This window comes from Pseudomonas sp. PME37.24/025, from assembly GCF_055556615.1.
The window spans coordinates 43,774-68,875 of sequence record NZ_JBVHNK010000014.1; the positions used below are offsets into that span (position 1 = coordinate 43,774).

Annotated in this window: 19 protein-coding genes; 8 read left to right on the top strand and 11 right to left on the bottom strand. The window is 59.5% G+C overall.

What is annotated here, in order from left to right; all coding sequences use genetic code 11:
- The first annotated feature begins 50 nt into the window (after nucleotides 1-50).
- The 4 genes from ACZ3HH_RS23815 (at nucleotide 51) to ACZ3HH_RS23830 (ending at nucleotide 5,957) form a co-directional block, all read left to right on the top strand.
- The gene (locus ACZ3HH_RS23815) at nucleotides 51-2,132 is read left to right on the top strand and encodes a methyl-accepting chemotaxis protein (protein ID WP_465808246.1); all 2,082 of its coding nucleotides are present in this window, start codon (nucleotides 51-53) and stop codon (nucleotides 2,130-2,132) included.
- 191 nt (nucleotides 2,133-2,323) lie between these two features.
- Nucleotides 2,324-3,781, top strand: coding sequence for an NAD-dependent succinate-semialdehyde dehydrogenase (locus tag ACZ3HH_RS23820; protein ID WP_465808248.1), 1,458 nt, complete (start codon nucleotides 2,324-2,326; stop codon nucleotides 3,779-3,781).
- Nucleotides 3,782-3,821: 40 nt separating this feature from the next.
- Nucleotides 3,822-4,901, top strand: coding sequence for a tartrate dehydrogenase (locus tag ACZ3HH_RS23825; RefSeq protein WP_465808250.1), 1,080 nt, complete (start codon nucleotides 3,822-3,824; stop codon nucleotides 4,899-4,901).
- Nucleotides 4,902-5,126: 225 nt separating this feature from the next.
- Entirely contained in the window at nucleotides 5,127-5,957 is an 831-nt protein-coding gene (locus ACZ3HH_RS23830; RefSeq protein ID WP_465808252.1) for a substrate-binding periplasmic protein, read from the top strand.
- Between the two features lie 83 nt (nucleotides 5,958-6,040).
- Here the strand turns inward: ACZ3HH_RS23830 and ACZ3HH_RS23835 are convergent, their stop codons facing one another.
- The 6 genes from ACZ3HH_RS23835 to ACZ3HH_RS23860 all read right to left on the bottom strand — a co-directional run bounded on the left by ACZ3HH_RS23835 (nucleotide 6,041) and on the right by ACZ3HH_RS23860 (nucleotide 12,043).
- A complete protein-coding gene (locus ACZ3HH_RS23835) occupies nucleotides 6,041-7,210 on the bottom strand; it encodes an aminotransferase class V-fold PLP-dependent enzyme (RefSeq protein ID WP_465808254.1) in 1,170 nt (389 codons plus the stop codon).
- 17 nt (nucleotides 7,211-7,227) lie between these two features.
- Nucleotides 7,228-7,482, bottom strand: coding sequence for a twin-arginine translocase TatA/TatE family subunit (gene tatA / locus ACZ3HH_RS23840; protein ID WP_465808256.1), 255 nt, complete (start codon nucleotides 7,480-7,482; stop codon nucleotides 7,228-7,230).
- An 84-nt stretch (nucleotides 7,483-7,566) separates the two neighbouring features.
- Nucleotides 7,567-8,274 carry a cupin domain-containing protein gene (locus tag ACZ3HH_RS23845; protein WP_465808258.1) on the bottom strand — a complete coding sequence of 236 codons (708 nt, stop codon included), beginning with the start codon at nucleotides 8,272-8,274 and terminating at the stop codon, nucleotides 7,567-7,569.
- A 56-nt stretch (nucleotides 8,275-8,330) separates the two neighbouring features.
- On the bottom strand, nucleotides 8,331-9,188 hold the full coding sequence (locus tag ACZ3HH_RS23850) for a GNAT family N-acetyltransferase (protein WP_465808260.1): 858 nt from the start codon (nucleotides 9,186-9,188) through the stop codon (nucleotides 8,331-8,333).
- A 335-nt stretch (nucleotides 9,189-9,523) separates the two neighbouring features.
- Entirely contained in the window at nucleotides 9,524-10,864 is a 1,341-nt protein-coding gene (locus ACZ3HH_RS23855; protein ID WP_465808262.1) for an OprD family porin, read from the bottom strand.
- 252 nt (nucleotides 10,865-11,116) lie between these two features.
- Nucleotides 11,117-12,043: a 2-hydroxyacid dehydrogenase gene (locus ACZ3HH_RS23860; protein ID WP_465808264.1), complete on the bottom strand. Its 927-nt coding sequence runs from the start codon at nucleotides 12,041-12,043 to the stop codon at nucleotides 11,117-11,119.
- A gap of 288 nt (nucleotides 12,044-12,331) precedes the next feature.
- Between ACZ3HH_RS23860 and gabT the strand changes: the two genes are divergently transcribed.
- The 4 genes from gabT (at nucleotide 12,332) to ACZ3HH_RS23880 (ending at nucleotide 17,178) form a co-directional block, all read left to right on the top strand.
- The gene (gabT, locus tag ACZ3HH_RS23865; RefSeq protein WP_465808266.1) at nucleotides 12,332-13,624 is read left to right on the top strand and encodes a 4-aminobutyrate--2-oxoglutarate transaminase; all 1,293 of its coding nucleotides are present in this window, start codon (nucleotides 12,332-12,334) and stop codon (nucleotides 13,622-13,624) included.
- 91 nt (nucleotides 13,625-13,715) lie between these two features.
- Complete coding sequence (locus tag ACZ3HH_RS23870; RefSeq protein WP_465808268.1) at nucleotides 13,716-14,372, top strand: HAD family hydrolase; 657 nt, start codon at nucleotides 13,716-13,718, stop codon at nucleotides 14,370-14,372.
- A gap of 46 nt (nucleotides 14,373-14,418) precedes the next feature.
- Complete coding sequence (locus ACZ3HH_RS23875; RefSeq protein ID WP_048393171.1) at nucleotides 14,419-14,907, top strand: Lrp/AsnC family transcriptional regulator; 489 nt, start codon at nucleotides 14,419-14,421, stop codon at nucleotides 14,905-14,907.
- Nucleotides 14,908-15,054: 147 nt separating this feature from the next.
- On the top strand, nucleotides 15,055-17,178 hold the full coding sequence (locus ACZ3HH_RS23880) for a TonB-dependent siderophore receptor (RefSeq protein WP_465808271.1): 2,124 nt from the start codon (nucleotides 15,055-15,057) through the stop codon (nucleotides 17,176-17,178).
- 319 nt (nucleotides 17,179-17,497) lie between these two features.
- On the opposite strand, the gene ACZ3HH_RS23885 is transcribed toward ACZ3HH_RS23880, so the two are convergent.
- From ACZ3HH_RS23885 to ACZ3HH_RS23905, 5 genes are all read right to left on the bottom strand, one after another.
- Nucleotides 17,498-18,553 carry a hypothetical protein gene (locus ACZ3HH_RS23885; RefSeq protein ID WP_465808273.1) on the bottom strand — a complete coding sequence of 352 codons (1,056 nt, stop codon included), beginning with the start codon at nucleotides 18,551-18,553 and terminating at the stop codon, nucleotides 17,498-17,500.
- Nucleotides 18,554-18,587: 34 nt separating this feature from the next.
- Nucleotides 18,588-20,399 carry a hypothetical protein gene (locus ACZ3HH_RS23890; RefSeq protein ID WP_465808275.1) on the bottom strand — a complete coding sequence of 604 codons (1,812 nt, stop codon included), beginning with the start codon at nucleotides 20,397-20,399 and terminating at the stop codon, nucleotides 18,588-18,590.
- 3 nt (nucleotides 20,400-20,402) lie between these two features.
- Nucleotides 20,403-21,695: a hypothetical protein gene (locus ACZ3HH_RS23895; RefSeq protein WP_465808277.1), complete on the bottom strand. Its 1,293-nt coding sequence runs from the start codon at nucleotides 21,693-21,695 to the stop codon at nucleotides 20,403-20,405.
- Nucleotides 21,696-21,714: 19 nt separating this feature from the next.
- Nucleotides 21,715-22,638, bottom strand: a complete 924-nt coding sequence (locus tag ACZ3HH_RS23900; RefSeq protein ID WP_465808279.1) for a hypothetical protein — start codon at nucleotides 22,636-22,638, stop codon at nucleotides 21,715-21,717.
- A 68-nt stretch (nucleotides 22,639-22,706) separates the two neighbouring features.
- Entirely contained in the window at nucleotides 22,707-25,097 is a 2,391-nt protein-coding gene (locus ACZ3HH_RS23905) for a hypothetical protein (protein WP_465808281.1), read from the bottom strand.
- Between the last annotated feature and the right edge of the window lie 5 nt (nucleotides 25,098-25,102).

Sequence of the window (25,102 nt, forward strand, 5' to 3'; positions counted from 1 at the left end):
CGCCTATTCAGAAAACCGCTAGCCACTCGCAACCCTTCCGGAGTTCCCCCATGAAAGTGCTTGAGCGCCTGTCATTCTCTGGCAAGTTCGTCTTGCTCGGCTTGCTAGCCGTGACCCTGATTGCCATTCCAACCAGCCTTTACGTATTGGGTGCGTACCAGAATAGCCGCCAGACAAATCTTGAACTGCGCGGCATACAGCCGGTGCAGGCATTGCTCCAGCTGATCCACTTGACGCAGCAGCATCGCGATTTGTCATCCGTCGTGCTGGGCGGCAACCGGACTTTCCACGAGGCTCGTTTGAACAAGCAGGCCGAGGTGGATCAAGCCTTCGAGGCAACCGAGCGCGTATTGCAGGAGGTCAAGGTCAGCCCCGACATCCTGGCTGCCTGGGGGCGGGCGCAGCAACAATGGCGCGAGCTGGCCGGCGAAGTTGGCCAGGCAACAGTCAAAGGCCCGCAGAGTCTGGCCCGGCATAGCCAGTTGATCACAGCCTGCCTGCTGATCGAGGATGCAATGCTCGATCACTTCAAATTGTCACTGGACCCGGTTTTAGAGACTTACTCGCTGATGGCGGGTGCCTTGATCGAGTTGCCGCAAGCCAGCGAGTTGTTAGGTCAGTTGCGCGGTGCCGGCGGCCTGTATCTGGCGCAGGGCCGGATCCTGCCCGAGCAACAAGGTGCACTGCGTGGCTTGGCCACCCAGGCGCTGAGCAGCGTTGACAAGACGGCGCGTGCCTTGACCAAGGCGAGTGCCGCCGAGCCCGAACTCAAGACTCTGCTGGACGCGCCGCTAACGGCACTAGGTCCGCAAATCCATCAGGCGCTTGAACTCAGCAATGCGCGATTGGTATCGGCCGTCGAAATGGACATGGATTTCGCGCCCAGTGCAAACCCCACCGGGAATAACGAGTCTACCGATGCTCTGTACGCGCTTAAGCTGAATTACCCGGTCGGCGACTATCTCACGGCTTACAACAAACCTGTTGACGCCTTGTATGCCCTTGGCGATTCAGCGCTGACGGCACTCGATGAGGCGCTGGTGAAACGCCGCGACAGTGCCCGGCAGAGCCTCATCCTGATGTCCTCAGGTTTGCTGGCGCTGCTGTTAGCTGGCGGCACCTTGGCCACCTTGATCGTGTTGCGTCTGCTTAAACAGTTGGCGATTGCCATGGCGGCAGCCGAGCGTATCGCCAAGGGTGACCTGACCCAACCACTGGATATCGTTGGCATGGATGAAGCGTCGCGCCTGCTGCAGGCGCTTGAGCGCATGCAGATGAATCTGCGCAGTACCGTCAGGCAGGTATTGAGTTCTTCCGAGCGACTGGCCACGACCTCCGCCCAGTTGAGCGCAGTGACCGATGAGGCCACCCGTGGCGTGCAACGCCAGAGCGCTGAACTCGACCAGGCGGCCACTGCGGTCACCGAAATGACTGGCGCGATCGAAGACGTGGCGCGCAATGCTGCCTGGGCTTCGGAGGTTTCCCTGGCCGCAGATCAACGCTCGCGTCAGGGCCAGGAGAGCGTCAGCCGTACAGTCGGTGCCATCGAATCGTTGACCGAGGATATCGAGGATACGGCAGGGGCCCTGCAAGCCCTGGCAGGCCAGATAGGTGATATCGGCTCGGTGTTGGATGTGATTCGCGGCGTTGCCGAGCAAACGAATCTGCTCGCCTTGAATGCGGCGATCGAGGCGGCTCGCGCGGGCGAAAGCGGACGCGGTTTCGCCGTGGTGGCCGACGAGGTCCGGGCCTTGGCGCAACGAACCCAGGAATCGACCAAACAGATCGAGAGCATCATCGGCTCGGTGCAGAAAGGCAGTCAGGTTACGCTGCGGGCGATGCAAAGCAGCAATGGTAAAACCCGCGATGCCCTGGAGGTCGCCCGTGCGGCAGGTACGGCACTGAATGCCATCGTCGCCGACATCGCCCAGATCAACGAACGCAATCTATGCATTGCCAGTGCCACCGAAGAGCAGTCCCATGTTGCCCGTGATGTGGACCGCAACCTGCTCAATATCCGTGATGTTTCCCAACAGGCCTCGGCCGGGGCCAATCAGAGCCAGACCTCTAGTCGGGAGCTCGCCGGCTTGGCCAGCGAGCTGAATGGCATGGTCAAGCACTTTATCGTTTGACCGAGGCTCGTGGTGTTGAGCGGCTGCGCCTCGGCACCGGGGCCTCCCGACGATAGCGATCTCAAACCAACAGTAGAGCCTGCCGTCGAATGCTGATTTTCAGCATTCGACGGCTGCAGGGGCGGCGCTTTCAGCATCCTCGTCTGTGACGACGCAATAGACTGAAGGCTGTCTCGGAACAGGACTCGACCATGCTCAAGAATCGCCTGAAAGACCCCAGCCTGCTGGTAGAACTCGCTTACATCGACGGTCAGTGGATCAGCGCCGACAACGCTGCCATCCTGGACGTCATCGATCCGGCCAGCGGCCAGTTGCTCGCCCGCGTGCCCGCGATGCAAGGCAGCGAAACCCGACGTGCCATTGAAGCCGCCGACCGCGCCTGGCCTGCATGGCGCGCACGCCCGGCGGCAGAGCGGGCGGCGCTGCTGGAGCGCTGGTATCAGGCCATGGTCGACAACCTCGACGACCTGGCGCTGATCATGACCTGCGAACAGGGCAAACCGCTGAATGAAGCCAAGGGTGAAATTCGCTACGGTGCCGGCTTCGTCAAATGGTTCGCCGAAGAAGCCCGTCGGGTCTACGGCGAAACCATACCGGCACCCAGCGGCGACCGCCGCTTGCTCACGCTCAAGCAACCGGTTGGTGTCTGCGCCGCGATCACCCCATGGAACTTCCCCAACGCGATGATCACCCGCAAGTGCGCGCCGGCCCTGGCCGCCGGGTGCACGATCATTGTCAAACCCTCGGACCTGACGCCGCTGTCGGCCCTGGCGCTGGCAGTACTCGCCGAACGGGTCGGCATTCCGGCCGGGGTGTTCAACGTCGTGACCGGCATGCCCGCCGGCATTGGCGAAGAACTGACCGGCAACCCGACGGTGCGCAAAATTTCCTTCACCGGTTCCACCGCTGTCGGTCGGCTGCTGATGCGCCAGAGCGCCGAGCACATCAAGCGCTTGAGCCTGGAGTTGGGCGGTAACGCACCGTTCATTGTGTTCGACGACGCTGACCTTGAGCAGGCAGTGGCCGGCATCATGCTCAGCAAGTTCCGCAACGCTGGCCAGACCTGTGTTTGCGCCAACCGGATTCTGGTGCAGGACGGTATCTACGAACGCTTCGCCCAGCGCCTGGTGGAGGAGGTGGGCAAGCTCAAGGTCGGCAATGGCCTGGACTTTGAGGTGACCATCGGCCCACTGATCAATGCAGCGGCGGTGAGCAAGGTCGCTCGACATATCGACGAGGCTTTGAGTCAGGGCGCCCGTCTGCTCTGTGGCGGAATCCCTGAGGGCGACAGCCAGTTCGTCCAGCCGACGGTGCTCGGTGAGGCCCATGCCGGGATGTTGCTGGCCAACGAAGAAACCTTCGGCCCGGTTGCACCGCTGATGCGCTTTACCACTGAGGAAGAGGCGCTGGCCCTGGCCAATGCCACACCTTATGGCTTGGGCGCCTATTTCTTCACCCAGGACTTGCGCCGTTCATGGCGGTTCGGCGAGGCGCTGGAGTTCGGCATGATCGGTCTTAACACCGGGCTCATTTCCATGGAAGTCGCCCCATTCGGCGGTATCAAGCAATCGGGCCTGGGTCGCGAAGGCAGCAAGTACGGCCTGGATGAATACCTTGAAGTCAAAGCCTTCCACATCGGCGGGCTGTGATCCGGTCATCGTTTGAACAGACATTGAGGAGCCACGATTGATGAGCAAACCATTCAGAATCGCCGCGATTGCCGGCGATGGCATCGGCAAGGAAGTCTTGCCGGAAGGGCTGCGGGTACTGGAGCAGGCCGCGAAAAAATGGCAGCTGGATTTGAGCATTGAGGTGCTCGACTGGGCTCACTGCGATTACTACCTGGAACACGGGCAGATGATGCCCGCCGACTGGTTCGAACAACTCAAGGGCTTCGACGCAATTTACTTTGGCGCCGTGGGCTGGCCGGACAAGGTGCCGGATCACATTTCCCTGTGGGGTTCGTTGCTCAAGTTCCGCCGCGACTTCGATCAATACGTGAACATCCGTCCGGTGCGGCTGTTTCCCGGTGTGCCGTGTCCGCTGGCCGGGCGCGAAGCCGGGGACATCGATTTCGTAGTGATTCGCGAGAACACCGAAGGCGAGTATTCGTCGGTCGGCGGCAAGATGTTCGAGGGCACCGAGCATGAGTTCGTGCTGCAAGAGTCGGTGTTCACCCGGCGCGGCGTGGACCGGATTCTCAAGTTCGCCTTCGACCTGGCCCAGACCCGGCCGCGCAAGCGTCTGACGGCGGCGACCAAGTCCAACGGGATTTCCATCAGCATGCCGTATTGGGACGAGCGCACTGCATTGATGGCTGCGAAGTACCCGGACGTCACCTGGGACAAGCAACACATCGACATTCTGTGCGCGCGGTTTGTGCTGCAACCGGACCGCTTCGATGTGGTGGTGGCGTCGAATTTGTTCGGCGACATTCTGTCCGACCTGGGACCGGCCTGCGCCGGTACCATCGGTATCGCTCCTTCGGCCAACCTTGATCCAGAGCGACGCTTCCCTTCGCTGTTCGAGCCGGTGCATGGGTCAGCGCCGGACATCTATGGGCAGAACATCGCCAACCCGATTGCGATGATCTGGTCCGGGGCCTTGATGCTCGATTTCCTCGGCAATGGTGATGAACGTTATCGCGCGGCCCATGACGGTATTCTCAAGGCCATCGAGCAGATCATTTCCGAGGGGCCGATCACCCCCGATCTGGGCGGGCAGGGCTCGACTCAGGATGTCGGCAAGGCAATCGCCGCGGCGCTTTGAGCTGAGGTAACGACAGGTCGGCTGGAAAGCTCTATTCATTCTTGTGCGTCACCCTTTTAGCCCGTTCACACTGCGGGCTTTTTTTTTGGTTTGTCGCGTCCAGACACCGCTCCCGCAGACACTGCCCAGGTCTGCCGGCGCAAGCGTTGTGAAACTGTTCTAACACCCCTTTCCTTTACTGTTGCGAAGGAGCAGGAAAGAGGGATCAACGGAAGGAAATCCTGCATGCGGATGTTGCTGGTTGTTTTACTGGGGGGCGTGCTACACGCCAAGAGTTGGGCGAGCGCCCCCGTAGACGTGGTCATTCTCTGTGACGCCGGCTACCCACCCTACAGCTACGCCGAGGGGGATGAGGCCAAGGGGCTTTACACCGATATTTTGCGTACTGCCTTTAAGCGCATGCCAGACTATCGCGTGCATATTCGTCCCGTACCCTGGGCGCGCGGTCTGGCGGAAGTGGCTAGCGGCCGAGCCTTTGCCCTGTATCCACCCTACTACCGGCCCATCGAGCGCCCTTGGATGGATTATTCGCGGCCTATATTGAAAGAGAAGGTAGTCGTCTTCGTGCGCGCCGAAGTGGCGCGAAAACGTCCGATCGAGCGCTTTCCGCTCGGCTATGGCGGCCTTCACATTGGCATGAATAGAGGGTTCATGAGCATTGACGATAAAGACTACCAAGTCATGCTGGCCTCAGATGCACTGAAGCAGAGTTATGCCAACGACAACCGTACCAACCTGGAGAGGCTCTATCACGGACGAATAGATGTCTATATCAATGACCGTCGTTCGATCCACTGGGAGCTTGACCAGATGCAACACGAGGGCGTCTTCGCCCAGAGTGATCTCAGTTGGCTAGTCGAAGGACCTTGGCTCTCCGGTGAGGCGGGGTACCTTGGTTATACCCGGCTCAATGCTACGGCTTACCCTTACAAGCCCAAATTCATGCAGCGTCTCGATAAGATTCTGGCGGAGTTGGAACGTGATGGCAGCATCGAGCGCCTGGTAAAAAGTTACGACTTGGTTAACCCCTTGTACTCCCCGGGTGATGGCATCTAGCTGCGGTGGGGGGGACACGCCCGGCCCACCTTTCAGGGGGCACTGCCTCCGCGGGTCTCAAGTGTACCCCCTGGCCCACCGGCCTATCTGCTTGCAACCACCTGCTTTAGCGCCTCGACAAAGCGGCACAAATTGCTCTTCTGCGTGTAGAGGCTCGGCGATACCCGAAGGCCGCTGATATGTCTGATCTGGCGAAACTTGACATGCACCCCGTGGGTTGTTCGAAGCGCCTGTTCAATCCATCGAGCATCGCATTGATCAATAGAGAACAGACTGACTGCGCCCAGCTCGACGGTATCAAGTGGCGTGTGAAGCCTGAAACCGGGAATGTCTTTGGCGAGGTCAACCCAGTAGCGGGTCAGCTCCTGTAGACGAGCGTGAATGACTCGCGTGCCGATTTCCGTATGGAAACGGATAGCGGGGGCAATGCCTGCCTGTATCGCCGAGTTATAGGTGCCGAGATTCCAGTGGTCGAACTTGTCGATCTGCAGCGGCGGCGGGTCGAAAGGTCCCAGCAACGGCCAGGTGCTGTCGATTCGGTCGCGCCTGACAATGAGCATGCCATTGCCGACCGGCGCGCCCAGCCATTTGTGCAGGCTGGTGACAAAGTAGTCGCAATCCAGTTCGCGGAAGCTGAGCGGTATCTGCGCAAACGTCTGGGCACCGTCCACCACCGTGATAATCGCCCGCGCCCGGGCTAGCGCACAGATGCGCTTGACCGGTAGGACCCGCCCGGTCCAGTGCAGCATGTGGGTCAGCTGGATCACCCGGGTACGCGGGGTAATGGCCTGCGCATACGCTTGCACGATGACATTCTCATCGTCCATCAGGTCGAAGTCGACGGTCACCACTTCGATGCCTTCGCGTTGCTGACGCTGCAACCATCCAGCTATTACGCTCGGATAGTCCCACAGTGAGACCAGCACTTGGTCGCCGGCCTTCAATGGAATGCCGAAGATGGCCGTCGACAAGCCTTCGGATGAGTTACGGTTCAGGGCGATCTCATCGGGATTGCAATCGGCCATGTCAGCCAGCTGTTGCTTGATCGTAGGGAGTTCGGCGTCGAGCTTGCTCCACATATTGACGTCCGGGTTCTGGCTGATCAGCCGATAGGCATCGATCATGGCCTGCTCTACCACCAGCGGCGGTGGGCTCACGGCCGCGTTGTTCAGGTTCAATAGGGGGCGCTGCTCCGGATAGGCTGTGCGCACACGCTCCCAGAATGCTTCCCCACCGACAGGCTTGTCGGGCATCGACTGCACTTCCATCTCTACTTCTCACCTCGGTTTGAATGGTTGACTGGGGCTTGGGCACTCGAGTCTTCGAGCGTGCGCGCCTGAGCGTCAATAGGCGGGGCGCTGGGCTCGTCAGTGACTGGCTTATCGCCGCCCATGGATTTGCGGAACCCCCTGATCGTGTCGCCGAGGTCCGACCCCAAGCCTTTCAGGCGCCTGGTTCCGAACAGCATGACCACGATCAACAGGATGATCAGGAGTTTTCCGGTACTGAGGCCACCCAATCCCATTGTCTGTACTCCGCAAGTGATTGATCGGTTTTGTGGTGCGGCCGGCGGAGGAAAATTCATCTGCCGGCGCTAACGTTGTTCGAGTTATTTGACGACGTAGAACTTGCGCACATAGACGCTGCTCTTCCAGGCGCAGGGGGCACCTCGGGGCACGAACACCGTATCGCCGGTGTTGACCGTCAGATGGGTCCCGTCTGCCACCTGGAGGGTGACGCTGCCTTCGAGCAGGTGCATCAGTTCATGCAGCAGGTGCGGCCTCGCCCCGCGGGTATAGGGAGTCGAGTCCCAGACGCCGATGCGTAGATTGGTCGGTTCTTCGACAAACAAATTGTGCGAGCGGCATTGCGGTGCGGGGCTTAGCAGAATTTCTGCACCCGGTGCCGCCGAGGGAGAGAGCAGGGTTAGCGGGGGGAGCACCGTGAGCCCGGGATGGCGCTCTGTAACGAGCTGGGTATCCGCGCAGAATGCCCAGAGAGAGTCGGGTTGCGCCTCGATCTGGAGCGACGTACCGCGGGCGATCACGGCGCTGTCACCGGGATTTAGTTGGAGCGTGCAATCCTGGCTCCGCAGGGTGACGTGTCCTGTGTGAACCACGATCATTTCGCTGTAGGGATAGTCATCGATGCTCAATTGTCCGCTCGCCTGGACCACGCCGGCAGCGATGTCGTCCTGCCCGACATAAGCAATGTGTCGGTCGAAAGGATCGTTGGCTCCCAACGAACCGGGGGTGAATGTTGTTGGAACGGGACTGCCGTCGGCGTGTGCCAACAGCACTGCAGTGGGCTCTAGCATGAAGGTGTTTCTCCAGGAAAATGCATCGTGTTGCGTTGGATGTACTGAGGGGTTTGTCAGCCGATGGCCTGAGTCACCAGAGCAAACTGACGCATCGCGCCGACAGCCTGCGGTGGGGTACCACGAGCCATTTGTGCGACGGTATCGACATGCTTCAGCCCGGCCTCTTCCAGCCAAGGGGCCAGACCGCTGTCGGACGGTATATCCATGCGCACGAAGGCGTCCGGCACTTGGGCCAACAACACCGCGATCAAGTGCTTGGCCTGCTCTGGGTTTTCGGCGATGACCGGGCCGATACAGCGGCCACGGCCGAATGGACGCAGCATGGCGAAGGCGCGCAGCTGACCATCGCGCTTGATACCGACCGAGTGTTCAACGACATCGAACAGATCATTGAGCACGGCGTGTCTGTCCAGGCCGCTGCCGGCGTTGGCCAGTTCAATCTGGCTGCTCCGATCGGCATCGGTCAGCGGGCGGCAGCGCTCACCGGCTGCCAGGTCATTGGGTGCAGGAACCCGCGCGAGCCCCTGATGTTGTTGAATATGGCCAAAGTCAATGAACCCCTGGCTGGCATAAAGCGGGGCACCGGCCAGCGTCGCATTGAGCATGGCGGTACGCGATCCGCAGGCCTCAAGTGCCAGTTCCATCAGCTTGCGACCTATACCCTGGCCTTGGTACTCATCACTGACGATCACCAGGCCGATGGTGGCGTAATCTCCCTGCGGACAAGTGAACGCGGTACCGATCAGGCGGCCTTGGTCTTCTACGACAAAACCCTGCGCGACACGCTGCAACATGGCCCATTCCTCCAGGCGGTGGGGCCATTTCAACTGTACGGACAAGTCATGGGCTGACGCTACATCAGCAGAGGTCATGGGACGATAGAGATACGCAGGGCGTTGCGAGATGGACATGACAGATCTCCATTGATGGGGAGCGTAATCGGTCGGATTTCTCCGCTGAAAGTCTTTGTATCTCACCTGCGACGAGGCCTGACAAGAGGCCCCGATTGATTCGGCAGATTCCGTCAGCGGCGGCTTTGCAAGCCACAGTTACTGCTCAAACAGGAAGCTGGATCGGCAGCAAATACCGGGTCGGCTTTCATGATGCAGGTCGAAGCGAAAGACACTCCTGAGGGGTACATTGCAAAAAAAAAGCGCCCGAATGAGCGCCTCAAGGCAAAGGGAGCGAGGAGGAGGCCTTCAAGAAAGCCGGCCGGCCCACGCGCTAAACCGACCGGGAACAACCCTTACAGAATGCTCAGCGGGTACTCGATGATCAGGCGGACTTCGTCGATGTCGCTGTCGAACGAGCTGGAGCGATGGGTGGCTTGGCGCAGGCGGAAGGACAGGTCCTTGGTCGCACCTTCCTGGATCACGTATTTGGCTTCCAGATCGCGTTCCCAGTGCTTCTGGTCGTCACCCACCTTGTTGGCGTAGGCACCGTTCGGATCGGCCTTGGTGCCATCGATCTGATCGCCTTTGACATAGCGGGTCATAAAACTCAGCCCCGGTATGCCGTAGGCGGCCATGTTCAGGTCATAGCGAGCCTGGACGGAGCGCTCGTTAGGGGCGTTGAAGTCGGAGTACTGAACCGAGTTGGCCAACCAGATCGAGTCCACACCGATGTAGTCGAAATACTCGTCGCCATCGATCTTCTGGTAGGCCAGGGTGAGCTTGTGGGCGCCGAAGGACCAGGCCGCTTTGGCCGACCAGCTAGTGGTGTCCAGTTTACCGGCACGCGCTTCGCCCTGGTCACTGGTCTTATAGGCTGTCAGACCGAAATTGAGCGACTGCTTGTCAGCCAGTGGAATCGTATAGGAGGCACTGCCGAAGTGCTGACGCCAGACATTGACGGCCTCGCTGGTGTACGCCTTCAGGATGAGGTTTTCGTTGATTTTGTAGGTGCCGCCGACAAAGTCGACGCTGTCAGCTTCAGTCCCTCCGTAGGTGGTGAACAGGCCGTCATCGGAGTTGGTCGAATTGCGATTATTGAAGGCGGTGAAGTGACCACCCTCCAGGGATAAGGCATCGAACTCGTTGCTGGTCAGTTGAAAGCCGGTCGCTGTTTCCGGCAGCAAGCGGTTGTCGCCGGTGGCGAATACCGGAGCGGTCGGGCGTTGTTCGCCGTACTTCAGCACGGTAGAGGAAATGCGCATCTTCACAGCGCCGCCAATCTCGCCATAGGCGTCCGGCACGTCGGCTTCGGCGGTGCGGTTGTTGCTGATCGGCAGCAGGCCGTTGCCGGCTCGGCCGCGGCCGGTGTCCAGCTTGACCCCACCGTAGGCGAAGGCATCGGTGCCAAATCCGATGGTGCCCTGGGTGAAACCGGAAGCGAAGTTGAGCATGGCACCGTGTGCCCACTCCTCGCGATAGCCGTTGCGCTCGCTGGACGGCAAGGAGCCGTTGATACCCTGGCTGTTGCTGCCGCCATTGCGAAAGTCGCGGTTCATATAGAAATTACGGTTGAGCAGCACCAGGCTGCTGTCTTCAATGAAGCCCTTGGCTTGCTGTTGCTGATCCGCTATTGCCAGTTGCGCGGTGGCGGCAATGACCGCCAAGGAGAGAGCGCTTTGTTTTGCGATGTTCATCGCTTACCTCATTTGATCTTATTAGTATTCGTTGCCTGCACGGCAGGCAACGTTCTGCTCAGGTGAACACTGCGAAGCAAACCGGGAGAACCCTGGATCTTGTCGATCACTGCACGGCCGGACTGCACGCAGCGGTGGCTGTATCGCAGCTACGGCGAGGCCTGGCAATGGGCTGCAGTCAATTCGGTAGATTGCATAAGTTGCGACTTCACAGGCCGCAGTTATTGCTCAAACGAGGGGTAAGGCCAGCAGTTAATAACTTCGCTCGCGGTCAACCTGGCCAAGCATTGATTCACCGCGTTGATGCCGACGGATGTTCTCCAGCAACACGCTAAATGCGCTTTCTGGCTGAGTCATCGCCGCGATATGCGGTGTCAGCAATATCTGCGGATGCTGCCAGAAGGGATGATCCGGCGCTGCCGGTTCCTGTTCCAGTACATCGAGCACCGCCGCGCTGAGTTGGCCGCTGGCCAGAGCCTCCAGCAGATCCTCTTCTACCAGATGCCCACCGCGGCCCATGTTGACCAAGGCAGCACCTTTGGGCAGGTGCTGGAACACCTGACGGTTGAGAATCCCTTTCGTCTGCTCGGTCAATGGCAAGACACACAGCACGATGTCGCACTGGCCGAGGAAGGCCGGAAGTTGCTCTGCACCGGCAAAGCAGTCCACCCCGGCGATGCGATGCTCGCTGCGTGCCCATCCCGACAAAGCGAAACCAAAGGTCTGCAAGGTGGCCAGAATCTGTTGGGCCTGCGTGCCGAGCCCCATCACGCCCACCCGACGTTTGGCGGCCGGTTGCAGCAGGTGAGCCTGCCAGCACCGGGCCATTTGTTGCTGGCGATAACGGAGCATGTCCCGGTGCAGGCTCAGCACCGCAAAACTGGCGTATTCGCACATGCCCCGGGTGATGCCCGGGTCGAGTAAACGTACCACCGGCAGGTTTGTGGGCAAGCGGTCAAGGTCAAGCTGATCGACCCCGGCCGACAGGGCGAACAGTACTTGCAGGTTGGGCAACAAGGTGTCGAGATCGTCCGGCGTCTGCCAGGCCGCAAGGTAGCGAATATCCTTCGGATCGCCGATGTCCGGCCAGGCACGCCATTCGATATCCGGAGCGTGCTCAGCGAATAGACGCTTCCATTGTTCGCCGCGCACCGGGTCAGCTTTATAGAACAGGGCCATGGGTAATTTCTCGCATTAAATAGGGAGCCTCAAGCATGCCCGAGTGACAAAGCAGGATATGTCGAAAGGCTCTGCGTAAACACACGACGCTGCGTTGTAGGGGGCACCTATCGGCAGATTCCATGGGGGCTGGCCGCCGCTGAAGGATTCTGCTGTTTGCCGGGGTGAAAACAGTCGATCCCGATTTCTCAGAGGCCAAGTTCGGCTTAGACAATTGCGTCGAAAGCTTAACCTGTGAAACACGTCGCAGCCGCTTCCCGGTTGCCAGGCCCACTATGAGAGATGCCAATGAACAGTAAAGTCGAAGAAACCCCGAGTTTGCTCCGTCAACGCGATCAATTCGTGCCACGGGGTTTGGTCACCGCACACCCGCTGGTTATCGATCGCGCCCAGGGTTGCGAGGTGTGGGACGTGGATGGGACGCGCTACCTGGACTTCGTCGGTGGCATCGGCGTTTTGAACATCGGCCACAATCATCCGAAGGTGGTTGCGGCGGTGCAAGCCCAATTGCAAAAGGTCAGCCATGCTTGCTTCCAGGTGGTGGCTTACAAACCCTATCTGGACCTGGTACAGCGTTTGTGCGAGTTGGTCGGTGGTCGCGAAGCCTATAAGGCGGCGCTGTTTACCTCCGGTGCAGAGGCTGTGGAAAACGCGGTGAAGATCGCCCGCGCGCATACCAATCGCCCGGCAGTCATCTCCTTTCGTGGCGGTTTCCATGGGCGCACGTTGCTCGGTACGACCTTGACCGGCATGAGCCAACCCTACAAACAGAACTTCGGGCCTTTCGCTCCCGAAGTCTTCCATACTCCGTACCCTAACGCCTATCGCGGTTTCAGCAGCGAGATGGCCCTGCAAGCCCTGAACGAATTGCTGGCGACCCAAGTCCCTGCGGACCGGGTAGCGGCGATCATCATCGAGCCAGTGCAGGGCGACGGAGGCTTCCTTTCCGCGCCACCGGAGTTTCTCCAGGCGCTGCGAGCTCTGACTGAGCAACATGGCATCGTGCTCATTCTCGATGAAATTCAGACCGGCTTCGGCCGCACCGGCAAATGGTTCGGTTTCCAGCACGCAGGCATTCAGCCGGATCTGGTCACCGTCGCCAAGAGCCTGGCCGGTGGTTTGCCGATTTCGGGCGTGGTGGGGCGTGCGCACATCATGGACGCGCCATTACCCGGTGGCCTTGGCGGTACTTATGGTGGTAACGCCCTGGCTTGCGCGGCGGCGTTGGCGGTGATCGAAGCCTACGAACAGGAGCAGTTGCTCACGCGCGGTGATGCATTGGGCGACCGGTTGCGTCAGGGCCTGCTGCGCTTGCAGGCACGTCATCCGCGTATTGGTGATGTACGCGGTACTGGCTTCATGCTGGCGATTGAACTGATCAAAGACGACGAGGCCCGCAGCCCCGATGCCGAACTCACCCAGCAACTGATCGATCAGGCCAGGATTGGCGGGCTGTTGGTGATCAAATGCGGCGTACACCGGAATGTGCTGCGCTTCCTTGCGCCTCTGGTGACCGACGACGATCAGATCGACGAAGCGCTGGCGATTCTTGAGGCAGCATTGTTACGCGTGTTGAATTAACCTCAGACTTCGGTTGGCGCAGTGTCGCTGCGTCAACCGGGGCATTTGGAACGCATGGATTGATGAAACGCATCATGGGAGGCTACACACCATGTACCTGACTGATTATCGTGCACTGTTGATCGATTGCGATGAAGTTCTGGTCGATCGGGATTCGGGTATCTGGACGGCCCTGCAACCGTTGCTCGAAAACCATCCGGGCGTGCTGAGCAGGGAAGAGATATTGGCTGAGTTTGACGAGGCGGTGCGCACGCTCTATCCACGCTTTGCCGAGCTGGGTTTCAGTGGCTTGTTGTGCTTCGCCCATCGTCAGTTGGCAGAGCGTTTTGGGCTCAAGGCCAGTTGGGAGGAGGGGATGAGTTTCGCCCGATCGGTGGGCAACTGGTCGCTGTTCGAGGATGCGCCCGGTGCCATGTTGTATCTGCGCAAATTCTATCGGCTGCTGGTGTGTTGCGATCGTGATGCCGAGGATCGCGAACAGCTCTGTGAGCGTTTGGGGATTACGCCCGAAGACTTGCTGTCTCGAGCCAGCAAACCGTTAGAGGACCGCGACTGGTTGCAAGCCAACAATCTGGAACCTAAAGATATCCTGCAGGTTTCCAGGCCTCCTGCCGAACCGCAAAAATCGGCTGGTTTGTGCCTGATTTGTCGTGGCCATGGGAACGATACCCCGCAATGCCCTGCAGATTTTTGCATCAATAGCATGGCCGATCTGGTCGCTCAGCATCAGCAATCCTTGCATCGCTGATTTTGCTATAACCTCTGTACATCCGAACGGCATCAAGAGGTACGCGATGGAAGGTTTGATCAAACTGGACCGCATTGATATCAGTATCCTGGTTGAGCTGCAAAAAGACGGCCGAATGACTAACGTCAGCCTCGCCGATGCGGTGGGTCTGTCGTCCAGCCCTTGCTTGCAACGGGTCAAGCGGCTTGAGTCGGCCGGTTATATTTCCGGGTATAGAGCCCATCTCAATCTCGCCAAGATTACCGACTCGGTCACGGTATTTACCGAGATCACGCTCAGCGACCACAAACGGGAGGACTTCGCCAAGTTCGAGTCCAATATCCGTTTGGTCGATGAGGTGCTCGAGTGCCACTTGATCAGCGGTGGTTACGATTACCTGGTGCGTTTCATGACCTGCAGCATCCAGCATTATCAGGAAGTGATGGAAGGCCTGTTGGACAAGAACATCGGTATATCCAAGTACTTCAGTTACATCGTCATCAAATCGCCGGTCCTCAAAGATGGGGTTCCGTTGCGCAGGCTATTGCGTCACTGAGGCCCGGCCATGAGCGCAATTAATTTTGCTCTCGCCCCTGTTTTACCGAGATAAAACGTATCAGCAGAGAATGGGAATTGATATTATTCGTCATCAATTCTCGCCGAGCTCCTGATGTGCCCGGCATCTTCCCAAGGTTGTCTGTCGATGCGTCGAACTCTCGTTTCTCTGTGTGTGATCCAAGCCATTTCCCAGACCACCTGGGCTGACCAGGCACCGACTGATCCTGCGTCAATAGAGTTACAAGCGATCGACATCAACGGCACATTCGAAGAGCCGGCCCAAGGCCCGGTTCAAGGGTATCGAGCAACCCGTTCGGCCAGTGCGACGCGCACAGACACTCCAATTCATGAAACCCCACAATCCATCAGCGTTGTCACCAAGGATGTCGTGGAAGACCTCGGCGCCACTCGCCTGCAGGACGCTCTCGATTACGCCGGTGGCGTGGGCCGTGCGAACAATTTCGGCGGCCAGGGCCTGACCACGTTCACCGTGCGTGGCTTTACCACCGGTGAGTTCTACCGCAACGGTTTCCCGATCAACCGCGGTTATCCGAACATGCCTGATGCCAATACCATCGAGCGCCTGGAGGTCCTGCGCGGGCCAGCCACAACACTCTATGGCCGTGGCGACCCGGGCGGCACCTTCAACGTGGTGTCCAAACAACCCCTGGCCGAGCGCACCGTCACCTTGGGCAGTCAGCTCAACGATCAGGGCATGCGTCGCGGAACGCTGGATGCCTCAGGGCCGCTGGATGATGAAGGGCGACTGGCCTATCGGCTGAACGTGATAGGCGAGGGTGGCGATACCTTCCGTGATCACGTCGAAAACGAGCGTTACGGTGTGGCGCCGGTGCTCGGTTGGCAGGTCAACGACACCACCCGTATCACCTTCGAAGGCGATTTCATGCGCAACAACGCGCCGCTCGATCGGGGTGTGACCCACTATCGCAATCAGATCGGCGTCGCGTCGCGGGATACTTTTTTCGGTGAAAAGGATATCGGCAAGCTGCACAACGACAACAACATGGCGCAGGTGCGTTTCGAGCATTTCCTGAACGACGACTGGACCTTGGGCGGCGGCGGCCAGTGGCTCGACGGCAGCATGCAAGGCAATGCCATCGAAGGCAATGGTGTCGCTGCCGACGGCCGCACGCTGGGACGCAACTTCAACTACCGCAAGCTGGAGTGGCGCGACCGGGATGTGCAGTTGAACCTGACCGGGCATTTTTCCACGGCCGGATTCGACCACACGTTGCTGACGGGCATCGAATATGAGGATTACGACTACAAGTCGATCATCCGTCGCTCCAGTGGGGCGGTGAGTGCCTACCCCATCGATATTTTCAATCCGGTCTACGGCCAGCCGCGTCCGGCGCTGACTCGCACCACCACCCACGATCAGGAAAACCTCAAGACCTACGCCGCTTTCGTGCAAGACCAGGTCACCTTGACCGAGGGATTGAAAGCCTTGGCAGGCGTGCGTTTCGAACGCTTCGAACAGGATTACGACAGTTACCTCGTCAACGGTACGAGCTGGACCAACAGCGACAACGCGGTCACCCCGCGCCTGGGGCTGATCTACGACTTGACCCCGACCGTGGCGATTTATGCCGATACGGCGCGGTCCTTCAAGCCCAACAGCGGTGCCAGTCGAACGGGCGGTGGCTTCAAACCTGAAGAAGGCAAATCTTACGAGGTGGGTGTCAAGTGGGAAGCCTTCGATCGCCAGTTGAGCGTGGATGCCGCGGTGTATCAGATCGAAAAACGCAACGTCCTGACGACAGACCCGGTGGACTCGACCTTCAGCGTGGCGGCGGGTGAAGTTCGTAGTCGTGGCTTCGATCTGAATGTGGCCGGCAACCTCACGCCGCAGTGGCGCATGATCGGTGGCTACGCCTATGTGGATGCCGAAGTCACCCAGGACAACGTGCTGAAGTCAGGCACGCGCCTGGTGAACATTCCGCGCAACAGTCTCAGCCTGCTGAACGTCTATGAGTTTCAGGACGGCGGCCTCAAAGGGCTGGGCCTGGGACTGGGCGCCAAGTATGTCGACGAGCGCGCCGGTCAGACCGCGGCCAATGCCTTCTCCATGGATAGCTACACGGTGGTCGACCTGCTCAGCTATTACAAAGTCAACGAACACCTGCGGCTGAATCTTGACCTGAAGAACCTGTTCGACAGCCACTATGATGAAGGCGCCTTTGGCAATGTCTACGCCTATCCGGGGGCGCCGAGAACCGTGCAGGCGGGAATTTCATACACCTTGTAGAGAGGAAATTCCTGGGGCGCGGGTGCATGGCGTGAGTGCGCAGGAGGCTCAAGACCAGGGCATGTAAGGAGAACGCGTCGGTGGCGACCGCCGACCGTCTGCCGTGCTGCCCGTCGGGCAGGTATTAATCGGGGAACATTGAGTATGGTCAAGTTAGGCATGGCACAACGTATCGTCATCGGCTTTTGATTGCGCCGTTGCACTGTTCATCAAGCGGGCTTGCTCGCGAAAACGGTGTATCAGTCAACATCAAAGCTGAATGACACACCGAATTCGCGAGCAAGCCCGCTCCCAGGTGGACTGCGCCAGGTTGTGTTTTTCAGAGCTGTACCCGTCGCAGTCTGCCGCTCAACGGGACGACGTTGTTGTCTGGCGTGGGCAGTGGCCGGCCGGCCAGTCCCATGCCTTCACTCACCAGTACCGCATCCTCCACCAGGCACAGATTGGAAGGGGTATCCAGGCCGCAGGCGAGCACGGCGACCTGGGCGGTTTGCAGGTTGCAGCTCAGCAGTCGACCGGTGAAACGGGTGAAACCGCCATGCAGCGGTTCGCCGTTCCAGTCCGGTGGCAAGGGTTGCTGCAGGCGGTCGCAGAGCTCCAGGACCAGCACATTGCCCTGCGGACACAATGCTAGTCCGGTGGGCAGTTGCAAGCCATGAATCAGCACCTCGATCTGCCCGCTGTCGGGCCAGACCCGAATCACTCGGCCTGCCTTATCGGCAAAGTCGATGCCCTTGCGCGCAGGGTCGCCTTGCAGCTCTCCGGAGAACAGGCTGATCAGCACGGCGTCTGTCGCCGGTTCGTACACCAGGGTGACGGGGACGGCTTCCTGGCCTTGACCCAGTTCGGGCAACTGGACCAATACGCGCTCGCCCTGTTCGCCGGTGAATTCCACCAACTGATTGGTATCGGGTTTGACCGCCAGCCAGCTGCGGCGGGTCGGGTGGTAACACAGCGCATTCAGATTGCCACGGCTGTGAAACACCGGCTCGGGCGGGGTGTATTGCAGGTCCAGCAGTTTGGAGCCCTCGACATAATCGGTCTGGCTGGCCAGGCAGCGCCCGTCACCGCAGGCGATGTCCGACAGCCCCATGATTTCATCGCGCAGCATGCGGGCCTGCATGTTCATGGCGCGAAAGCCTTGCGCCAGTGTTTCGCGAGGCAGGTAGGCGCCGGGGCTGTGCGGATCCGGTCGTAGCCGACTGATACGGCCGCTGAAGGTCTGGTCCGGCAGGCCCGAGCCGGCTTCGGTCAGCAGCAGGCTGCCATCGGCCTGCACACAAAGGCCCCGAGGGTTCAGCAGACCCTCGGCGATGATCGTACTCGGGCGCAGGGTTTCGCTGGGTCGCGCCGGGATATAAAAGGGAACGGGCATAAGGGTTCTCTCCATGAACAAGGGGTGGACGCGACTACTGTGGCGCCTGCCACGGTTCACCGGTGAGATAGGCCCTCAGCAGTGCCCGCTGGCAGGGCGACATCGAGCGCACCACAGGCATGAACAGGGTGGTGCCTTTGTAGGCGTCCGAGGTGCGGGCGAGAATGGGGTTCTTGGCGCCCATGACCGCGTCGGGCTGATTGAGCGGGATGTAGCGCGACATGGCGGGGAAGGCCAGGTAGTGAAAACGCAAGACGTTCGGGTACATCAGCTCCCAGGTGATGGTGGTGCCCGCGGGGATGCCGAAGTCGGTCTGTGCGTATTTGCGAAAGCTGGTGAAGTAGCCACTGCTTGGAAGGCCATTGGCCGTGCAGGTCAAGGCGACAAAACCCGCCTGGGCGGCGCTACCCGGTTTGACGGTGACGGGGAAACTGATTGCGAGCTGGCCGGTGTTGACGGTCAGCGAGACAGGAAAGTCGAGGAAATCCCAGTATTGCGGTTCATCGTACACAGCAGGAGCCGCGGCCTGCAGGTCGATTTCGGTGGCGCTGGGGACCGGACCGCCCAGGTACCTGACCTGCAGGGTGACCGACAGGCCATTGGGGTAGTCCTCCAGGTAGACATTGCGCTGATCGGCATAGATTCGATAGGTCGATTCGGTTGCTTGAAGCGAGGTTCCAGCGACCTTGTTGGGTGCGTTGATTGCCAGCGCAGTGGTCCGCACCGCCTGTTGCTGGCTGGCGGTCATGGGCAGGTCGACGATGCCGCCATACACGTAGTAATCGAATAAAGGGCGGGTGGTCGGGTCCAGGGTGGCCAGTGTGGTGGTGCCGGCGCTGATGGTCACGGTCCCGTAGTTCGCGTTGGGTCCGATAGGGCTGGTGATGTCGTCCCTGACGGCCCTGAAGGTTTCCTTCGGAATGACGTTCACCATGTCGATGCTCAGGTAGCCGTTGTTTTCGCTCAGATCGGCATAGCCGGCATTCCCTGTATTCTGGTTGACCAGTTGTCGGCCCGGCTGGCAGTTCAGCGGCTCGTCGGCGAAGGCCGGGGCCAGTGTACCGATGACCCGGCCGATGCTCGGGTTGGGCGTGTACCTGCCGGCGGCGTAGTCGGCATCCAGTTGTTCGGTGGTCATCGTGGGGCACATTTCGAACATGACGAAACGCAGGACGATGCCTGTCGCACCCGGCGCGTTGATGATTGAGCGCAGGCCATTGCTGTTCTGGTTCCAGCTGACGATGCTGCTCAAAGGGAAGGTCAGTTGAAACGTACCGCTGGCGTGGAAAGATCCCGGAGCATCCATTTTCGCGGGCAGCAGCACACGTCCCGCCACGTCGAAACTGCTGCACACGGTATTACTGCGAATCAGCAGTTGGATGTCGCTGTTACCGCCAATTTGCAGACCACCGACGAATATCTGAGTGGTCGTTGAGGAGGTGGGGTCCAGGTCCACCATCATCGGGCCGGAAACAGGGCCCTGTCCGGTCACCGGGTCCACCGAGCCGAGCAGATAGACCGGCTGGCCCACCATATCGCCGGTGGTGTTGATGCTGCCCGGAATACCCTGGGAACTGATCAAGGCGTTCTGCATGTCGACGACATGCTGCCCGTAGTGATTCCAGCCGCCGGCGGTGTAGTAGGTGCCGTCGGGCGCGTTGATCATGTTGTTCAGTTGATCGTCGGTGTAAGACTGGGCACCCGGTGCCAGGGTCGAGGTGGTCAGGTCGAAGAGCGGCCATTCGTCATTGCCGTCGTAAGGGATGGTGGGGGAGTTGTTCGGCAGGCTGACGTCCGTGCGGATGCCGCCCCAGAAATTCAGCCGTGGTCCATTGAGAATGCTCATGATCTATTCCTCGTCCTTGGTGGTTTTGCCGACAGGTGCATTGGCGAATTTGAACAGGTAGGAGTAATCGGATTTGTAGGGGCTCTTGACCGGTGTCGCCATGGAGTGGCAATTCATGCAGCTGCTGTTGGGCTGGATGTAGCTCTCCATGGTCACGTTGGCCGACAGGGAGGGTGTCGGCTGGCCCAGTGGGTTACTGGGGTTGTCCGGCATCAGCGGGCGCTGGGTGGTGATGAGCTGGTAGTACTTCAGCACGCTTCTTTGCAGGTCCGGGTCGCTGCGGTATTGGGTGTTGACTCCGTTGGTGACCTCGGCAATCGGGGTGACCCGGTTCAGCGGGTTCGGAGTCTGGAACGTGGTGCCGGGTTTAGGCACGCAGACCAAATGTGCGCCCTGTGTCTGCCAGTCGCACGGCGACTGGTTGAGGCTGGCGGCAGGAGCGGCGGAGTTGAAGTAGGAATAGGCCGTGCCGGATGTCGGCTGGTCGACCCACTTGTCGTTCACCAGCGCCTTGGACGGAACGTTGTCGATCTGCTCGAAGGTCGACCAGATCCACTGCGGATAGCCGTTCGCCTTGGTGATAATGTGCAGGCCCACCAAACCCAGGTAAGCCTCGGTGACACCGGTGCGCTGGCCTTGGTCGTTGAACGTGGCCACGCGCGCGAGCATGGTCAGGTAGTGACTGGCGTTGTCAGCGGTCGTGAGGATGCGCCAGCTCGATTTGACCTCGATGACCCCATAGGGAAAGTTGATGTTGTTGGCTTTGGAAACGACATTAGCGTTATAGAAACTATTGGTGACGATGTAGTTGTAAGAGGTCTCGTTGGCCGAGATGTCGTAGTAGGTCGGGTTGCCGGCCTGGTCGATCAGCCAGCCACCGACGGCCTGGTCGACAGCATTCACCTGAGTGCTGTTCTTCAGTGCGGCGATGTTGATGATACCCAGGCTTTTTGCGGTCTGCGGGGTATTCCACGGGCCAGGGTTGGCCCCTTGCGGCAGAAAGATTTCCTCCACGGTCTTGTAGGTCTGCCAGACGGTATAGCCGGGATCCCCAGGCTGTTTGTTGCAGTCGGGATCACCTCGCTGCCCGTCCTGCGCGGGCCAGTTCAAGGCGATGAACATCTGCCAGCTGTATTGATCGAACAGGTCTTGACTGGCCGAGGCGGCCGGTGCGGTGCTGGGAGGCTGGCAGCTCAGGCTGGTGGCCTGCGTCGATGGCATGGCCTGTTCCCGAGCCAGGGCTGGCAGGCTGGCCAGACCGAGTAACACCATGGTGAGACGGAGTGAAGTTTTCATGGCGATCCTTCGTCATTGATCAGGGTTTGCGTTGCATGAGCTTGTCCCACTGCGCTCGCTTGCCATTACCCAGAGAGGGCGGCGGATCGAACAGTTGGCACTGCGGTGGATTCGCCGGGCACATCGCGGCCACTTGCGCCCAGGTCTGGGCCGGGTCCGGTTTGGCGATGCGGAAGTTGGTGTAGTTCTGGCTGACGATGGGCGCATTGGCGACGCTGGTGTCACCGGAGAAAAAGAATGACTGGGGATGCCGGTAGGGCGGTTGTCCTGACAGTTGTTTGAAAAAGGCGTAGCCGAACAGGATCGGACCTTGCGGTGACTCGAGGTCCAGGGCGTAGGCCTGCACGCTGCCATCGAGGTTTTTGCTGCGCTCGGCACTGTAGGGCAGGTGTTGGATGAAGTCTTGGCGCGGCGGGTGATTCATCGGTGAAAACATGCAGCAGGCCGGCATGTCCTTGGGGCGGTCTTGCGGGTACGTCAGGAAGTACGCCTTGTTGCCCAGGGACACAAAGGAGCAGGTGTAGTTGTTGTTCTTGATCGGGAAGATCGGCAGACAGTATTTCTCGTAGTGCTCCATCATGGCGCCGAAGCCGTCGCCATCCGGTGGGATGTAGGTCGTGTCGTAATAGCTGGTGCCTCGGGAGACGGTGTAGTCCGCCGGGGTCAGGGTCGTGGGTGGATTACTGTAGGGCGGCGGGTTTTTTTCGTAGTTGTGCATCACCCGGTACATGGTCCAGTCGCTGATCCAGAACGCCGGAAAAAACGGATCGGAAGGGTCGCCCGGTGCTCGAGTGGCGATGCAGTTGCCGTTCTTTTCATTGCACCCCTCGGTGTTGTGCACCCCCATGGTGAAGTAGACGGCGCCGCTGTCCGCCTGGGCGAATAGAGTCGGGCTGAGCAGCAGGGTCAGCAGCAACAATCGGTTCAAGATGCTGGCTTTCATATGACACTCCTGTGAAGTGCCGGGTGACAGGCTCGTCACCCGGTGGTCCCGTGTGAAACGTTGGTGTTTTAGCCTTGTTCGTAGTCGCTCATGCTGAGCGGGACGGGTGGGTAATTGCGTTTCACCAGCGACTGCGCCCAGAGCTCCAGCACAGCGCGTCGGCTTTGTGACATGTCGCGGGTGATAGGCATGGCGAGGGTGCTTTCCTCCTGATACTCCTTGCTGATCAACACAATGAGCTGGTCGACGGCACCCTCTATCCGTTCCAGCGAATTGAGTGGCATGTATTTGCTCATGATCGGGTACAGGTAGTAGAAGGGCTGCAGGATGCGTGGGTAGATGAAGCTTTCCCAGATCAGCACCCGGGCCTCGGGTTTCGTGTAGATCTGGTTCCATTCATTGACGAAGTCCTCCTGCAGTTTCGGTTCCAGCGGCAGCACACGCAAAGGCGCCATGAAGTCGGTATAGGCGTCGGTGTAGTTGAAACTGAAAGGGATCTCGGGAGGCTGTTCACCCTCCTGCACGAAGAAGCGCAGGGTCGGAAAGCCAGGAGCCCGACCTTTGACGGTCAGTCGTGCGATGCCCTTGGCGTCGGTCTGTATCTGCGTTACGCAATAGTTCACGGTACTGTTCTGGAGATCCTGCAGTTTGCCTTCCATGGCAATGGGATTGCTGAAGCCCAGGCTGGGGGCCAGGGAGACCGAAGCGGGAGTCGACAGGTATTGTTGATAGGTGACAGGGATCGGCACCTCGAAGGGAGCCTCGGCGTGCAGCGCCATGAGCCGGCGGCCACTGCCCGTGCTTGCCTGGCTGTGTTCGCTGGGGGTATCGATAAATTGCGGCAGATTGGATTTGTTGTTTTGGCGGTTCAACGGATAGTCGTAGAACAACGTGAAGTCGACCTTGTTGCTGAACGCCAGGTAATAGTTGCTGGTACTCAGCATGAAGGCGTTGTCGTACTCCGCCACCCAGAGCACGGTGCCGGCCGGCGCCGGAAGGCCGTCGTATTGCACCATGATCTGCAGTGTTCTGCTGTCTCCCACATCGATGAAACTGGCGCTTTCCACCACCTCGGCGGTCCACATCTGCTGGGTAGCAGCCTGCGTCGGTGTTGTGCCCTGCAGTTGCAGTTCCAGCGATCCGGTTTGCAGCTTTTTCCTGGCGCCGGGGTTGAGCGTCAAATCCAGGATGCCGGAGCGTTTGTCGAAGGCTGCCTGTCGATACTGTTCGAAGCCGAAACTGGCCAGGGGGCTGAATTGGCCTGCGTCGTTTATCCCCAGTACGTAATTGCCTGCCTGGAATTTCTCCGCCACCGGAATGTCCGCCTTGCTGTCGAGCGGATAGAACGGGAAGGCAGTCGAGAGATCCAGCGACAGGGTATCGCTGTCGGGTTGGAGCTGGGTCGAGATCACTCCCAGCTGTATTTCCACACCCGGAGGAAGGGGGGTATCGCCCGGCGTTTTTTGGTAGATGCTGATGGCGGAGGCGGGGACCAGGCGTCGTCCTGCCGGCGCGGTCGGGAACTCATCCTCAAACCACAAACCCAGGGTGCCGGCGGTGCGGCTGTAGGCCGGGTTGAAGAAAATGTCGGCAACGTTATCCAGGCCTTTTTGATACATCGCCTGCACGTTCGCCTGTATCTCGGGGTCTGTGGAGTGGGTGTTGATGGGAGGGTAGTTGTTGAAAATACCATTTTTGTCGTAGCAGGTCAGGTAGGTGGAGAACCTGAACATCAGCCCCTTGGCGTGTTGTTGGTCCATCTGTTCCTGGAGGTCTTTGAGCAGTTGCGAGTCGCCAATTACCCACTGCAGGTTCTCTTTGGGAAAGCAGGTCTGCCACGTCGTGGTGACATAGATCAGGCCACCCAACGCCCCCCAGTTGAAGTTCAGAAAGCGATCGAGCATCCGGTGTTGACGCTTGAGCGTCACGCCGCACTGATCGTCACCCAGCACCAGCTTGTCGAAGTACAGCGCGGTGAAGGTGTTCTGCCAGGGGCTGACGTCGACGAATCGGGCAGGGGTGGGATTCGTGCTGCCAAGGGGGTTGCCGAACAGTTGGTAAGCCTTGTCGATCAGCGGATCCTGGTCGACGTAACCACCGCCAGGAAGCTCGCCGCCAATGATCACGGAGCGGGTCTGGTCATAGCTGACAGTGCCGCAGGCGTTGTCACCGAACAGGTCCCATTCGGCGGGAATCATCGGGTAGTTACCCGGATTGGCATTACCCGGTACTTGCTGGGCATAGGCAGGTACGTCGCTTAGCGGCAAGGGCGCGATGGTCCAGGGCATCAAGGTGCTGGCGGCATTCTCGGGATCGATGCCGTATTCAGCGAGAAACCGCCAGTTCATCTGCATCTTGACCGCGTCGTAGAGCGGCAGCACATCGTTGTTGTTGGCCGTCGGCGGGTTCCAGAACATATGGCCGTTGAGGTAGATACGGGGAAAATTCAATACGCTCATGTCAT

Excerpts from the sequence above, each read along its gene's own strand:
- ACZ3HH_RS23850 (WP_465808260.1), bottom strand. The coding sequence starts at position 9,188 with ATGTCCATCTCGCAACGCCCTGCGTATCTCTATCGTCCCATGACCTCT.
- ACZ3HH_RS23880 (WP_465808271.1), top strand. The coding sequence starts at position 15,055 with ATGCGTCGAACTCTCGTTTCTCTGTGTGTGATCCAAGCCATTTCCCAG.
- ACZ3HH_RS23875 (WP_048393171.1), top strand. The coding sequence starts at position 14,419 with ATGGAAGGTTTGATCAAACTGGACCGCATTGATATCAGTATCCTGGTT.
- ACZ3HH_RS23870 (WP_465808268.1), top strand. The coding sequence starts at position 13,716 with ATGTACCTGACTGATTATCGTGCACTGTTGATCGATTGCGATGAAGTT.
- ACZ3HH_RS23845 (WP_465808258.1), bottom strand. The coding sequence starts at position 8,274 with ATGCTAGAGCCCACTGCAGTGCTGTTGGCACACGCCGACGGCAGTCCC.
- ACZ3HH_RS23905 (WP_465808281.1), bottom strand. The coding sequence starts at position 25,097 with ATGAGCGTATTGAATTTTCCCCGTATCTACCTCAACGGCCATATGTTC.
- ACZ3HH_RS23815 (WP_465808246.1), top strand. The coding sequence starts at position 51 with ATGAAAGTGCTTGAGCGCCTGTCATTCTCTGGCAAGTTCGTCTTGCTC.
- ACZ3HH_RS23885 (WP_465808273.1), bottom strand. The coding sequence starts at position 18,553 with ATGCCCGTTCCCTTTTATATCCCGGCGCGACCCAGCGAAACCCTGCGC.
- ACZ3HH_RS23820 (WP_465808248.1), top strand. The coding sequence starts at position 2,324 with ATGCTCAAGAATCGCCTGAAAGACCCCAGCCTGCTGGTAGAACTCGCT.
- tatA (WP_465808256.1), bottom strand. The coding sequence starts at position 7,482 with ATGGGATTGGGTGGCCTCAGTACCGGAAAACTCCTGATCATCCTGTTG.
- ACZ3HH_RS23900 (WP_465808279.1), bottom strand. The coding sequence starts at position 22,638 with ATGAAAGCCAGCATCTTGAACCGATTGTTGCTGCTGACCCTGCTGCTC.
- ACZ3HH_RS23825 (WP_465808250.1), top strand. The coding sequence starts at position 3,822 with ATGAGCAAACCATTCAGAATCGCCGCGATTGCCGGCGATGGCATCGGC.
- ACZ3HH_RS23835 (WP_465808254.1), bottom strand. The coding sequence starts at position 7,210 with ATGCCCGACAAGCCTGTCGGTGGGGAAGCATTCTGGGAGCGTGTGCGC.
- ACZ3HH_RS23895 (WP_465808277.1), bottom strand. The coding sequence starts at position 21,695 with ATGAAAACTTCACTCCGTCTCACCATGGTGTTACTCGGTCTGGCCAGC.
- ACZ3HH_RS23855 (WP_465808262.1), bottom strand. The coding sequence starts at position 10,864 with ATGAACATCGCAAAACAAAGCGCTCTCTCCTTGGCGGTCATTGCCGCC.
- ACZ3HH_RS23830 (WP_465808252.1), top strand. The coding sequence starts at position 5,127 with ATGCGGATGTTGCTGGTTGTTTTACTGGGGGGCGTGCTACACGCCAAG.
- ACZ3HH_RS23890 (WP_465808275.1), bottom strand. The coding sequence starts at position 20,399 with ATGAGCATTCTCAATGGACCACGGCTGAATTTCTGGGGCGGCATCCGC.
- gabT (WP_465808266.1), top strand. The coding sequence starts at position 12,332 with ATGAACAGTAAAGTCGAAGAAACCCCGAGTTTGCTCCGTCAACGCGAT.
- ACZ3HH_RS23860 (WP_465808264.1), bottom strand. The coding sequence starts at position 12,043 with ATGGCCCTGTTCTATAAAGCTGACCCGGTGCGCGGCGAACAATGGAAG.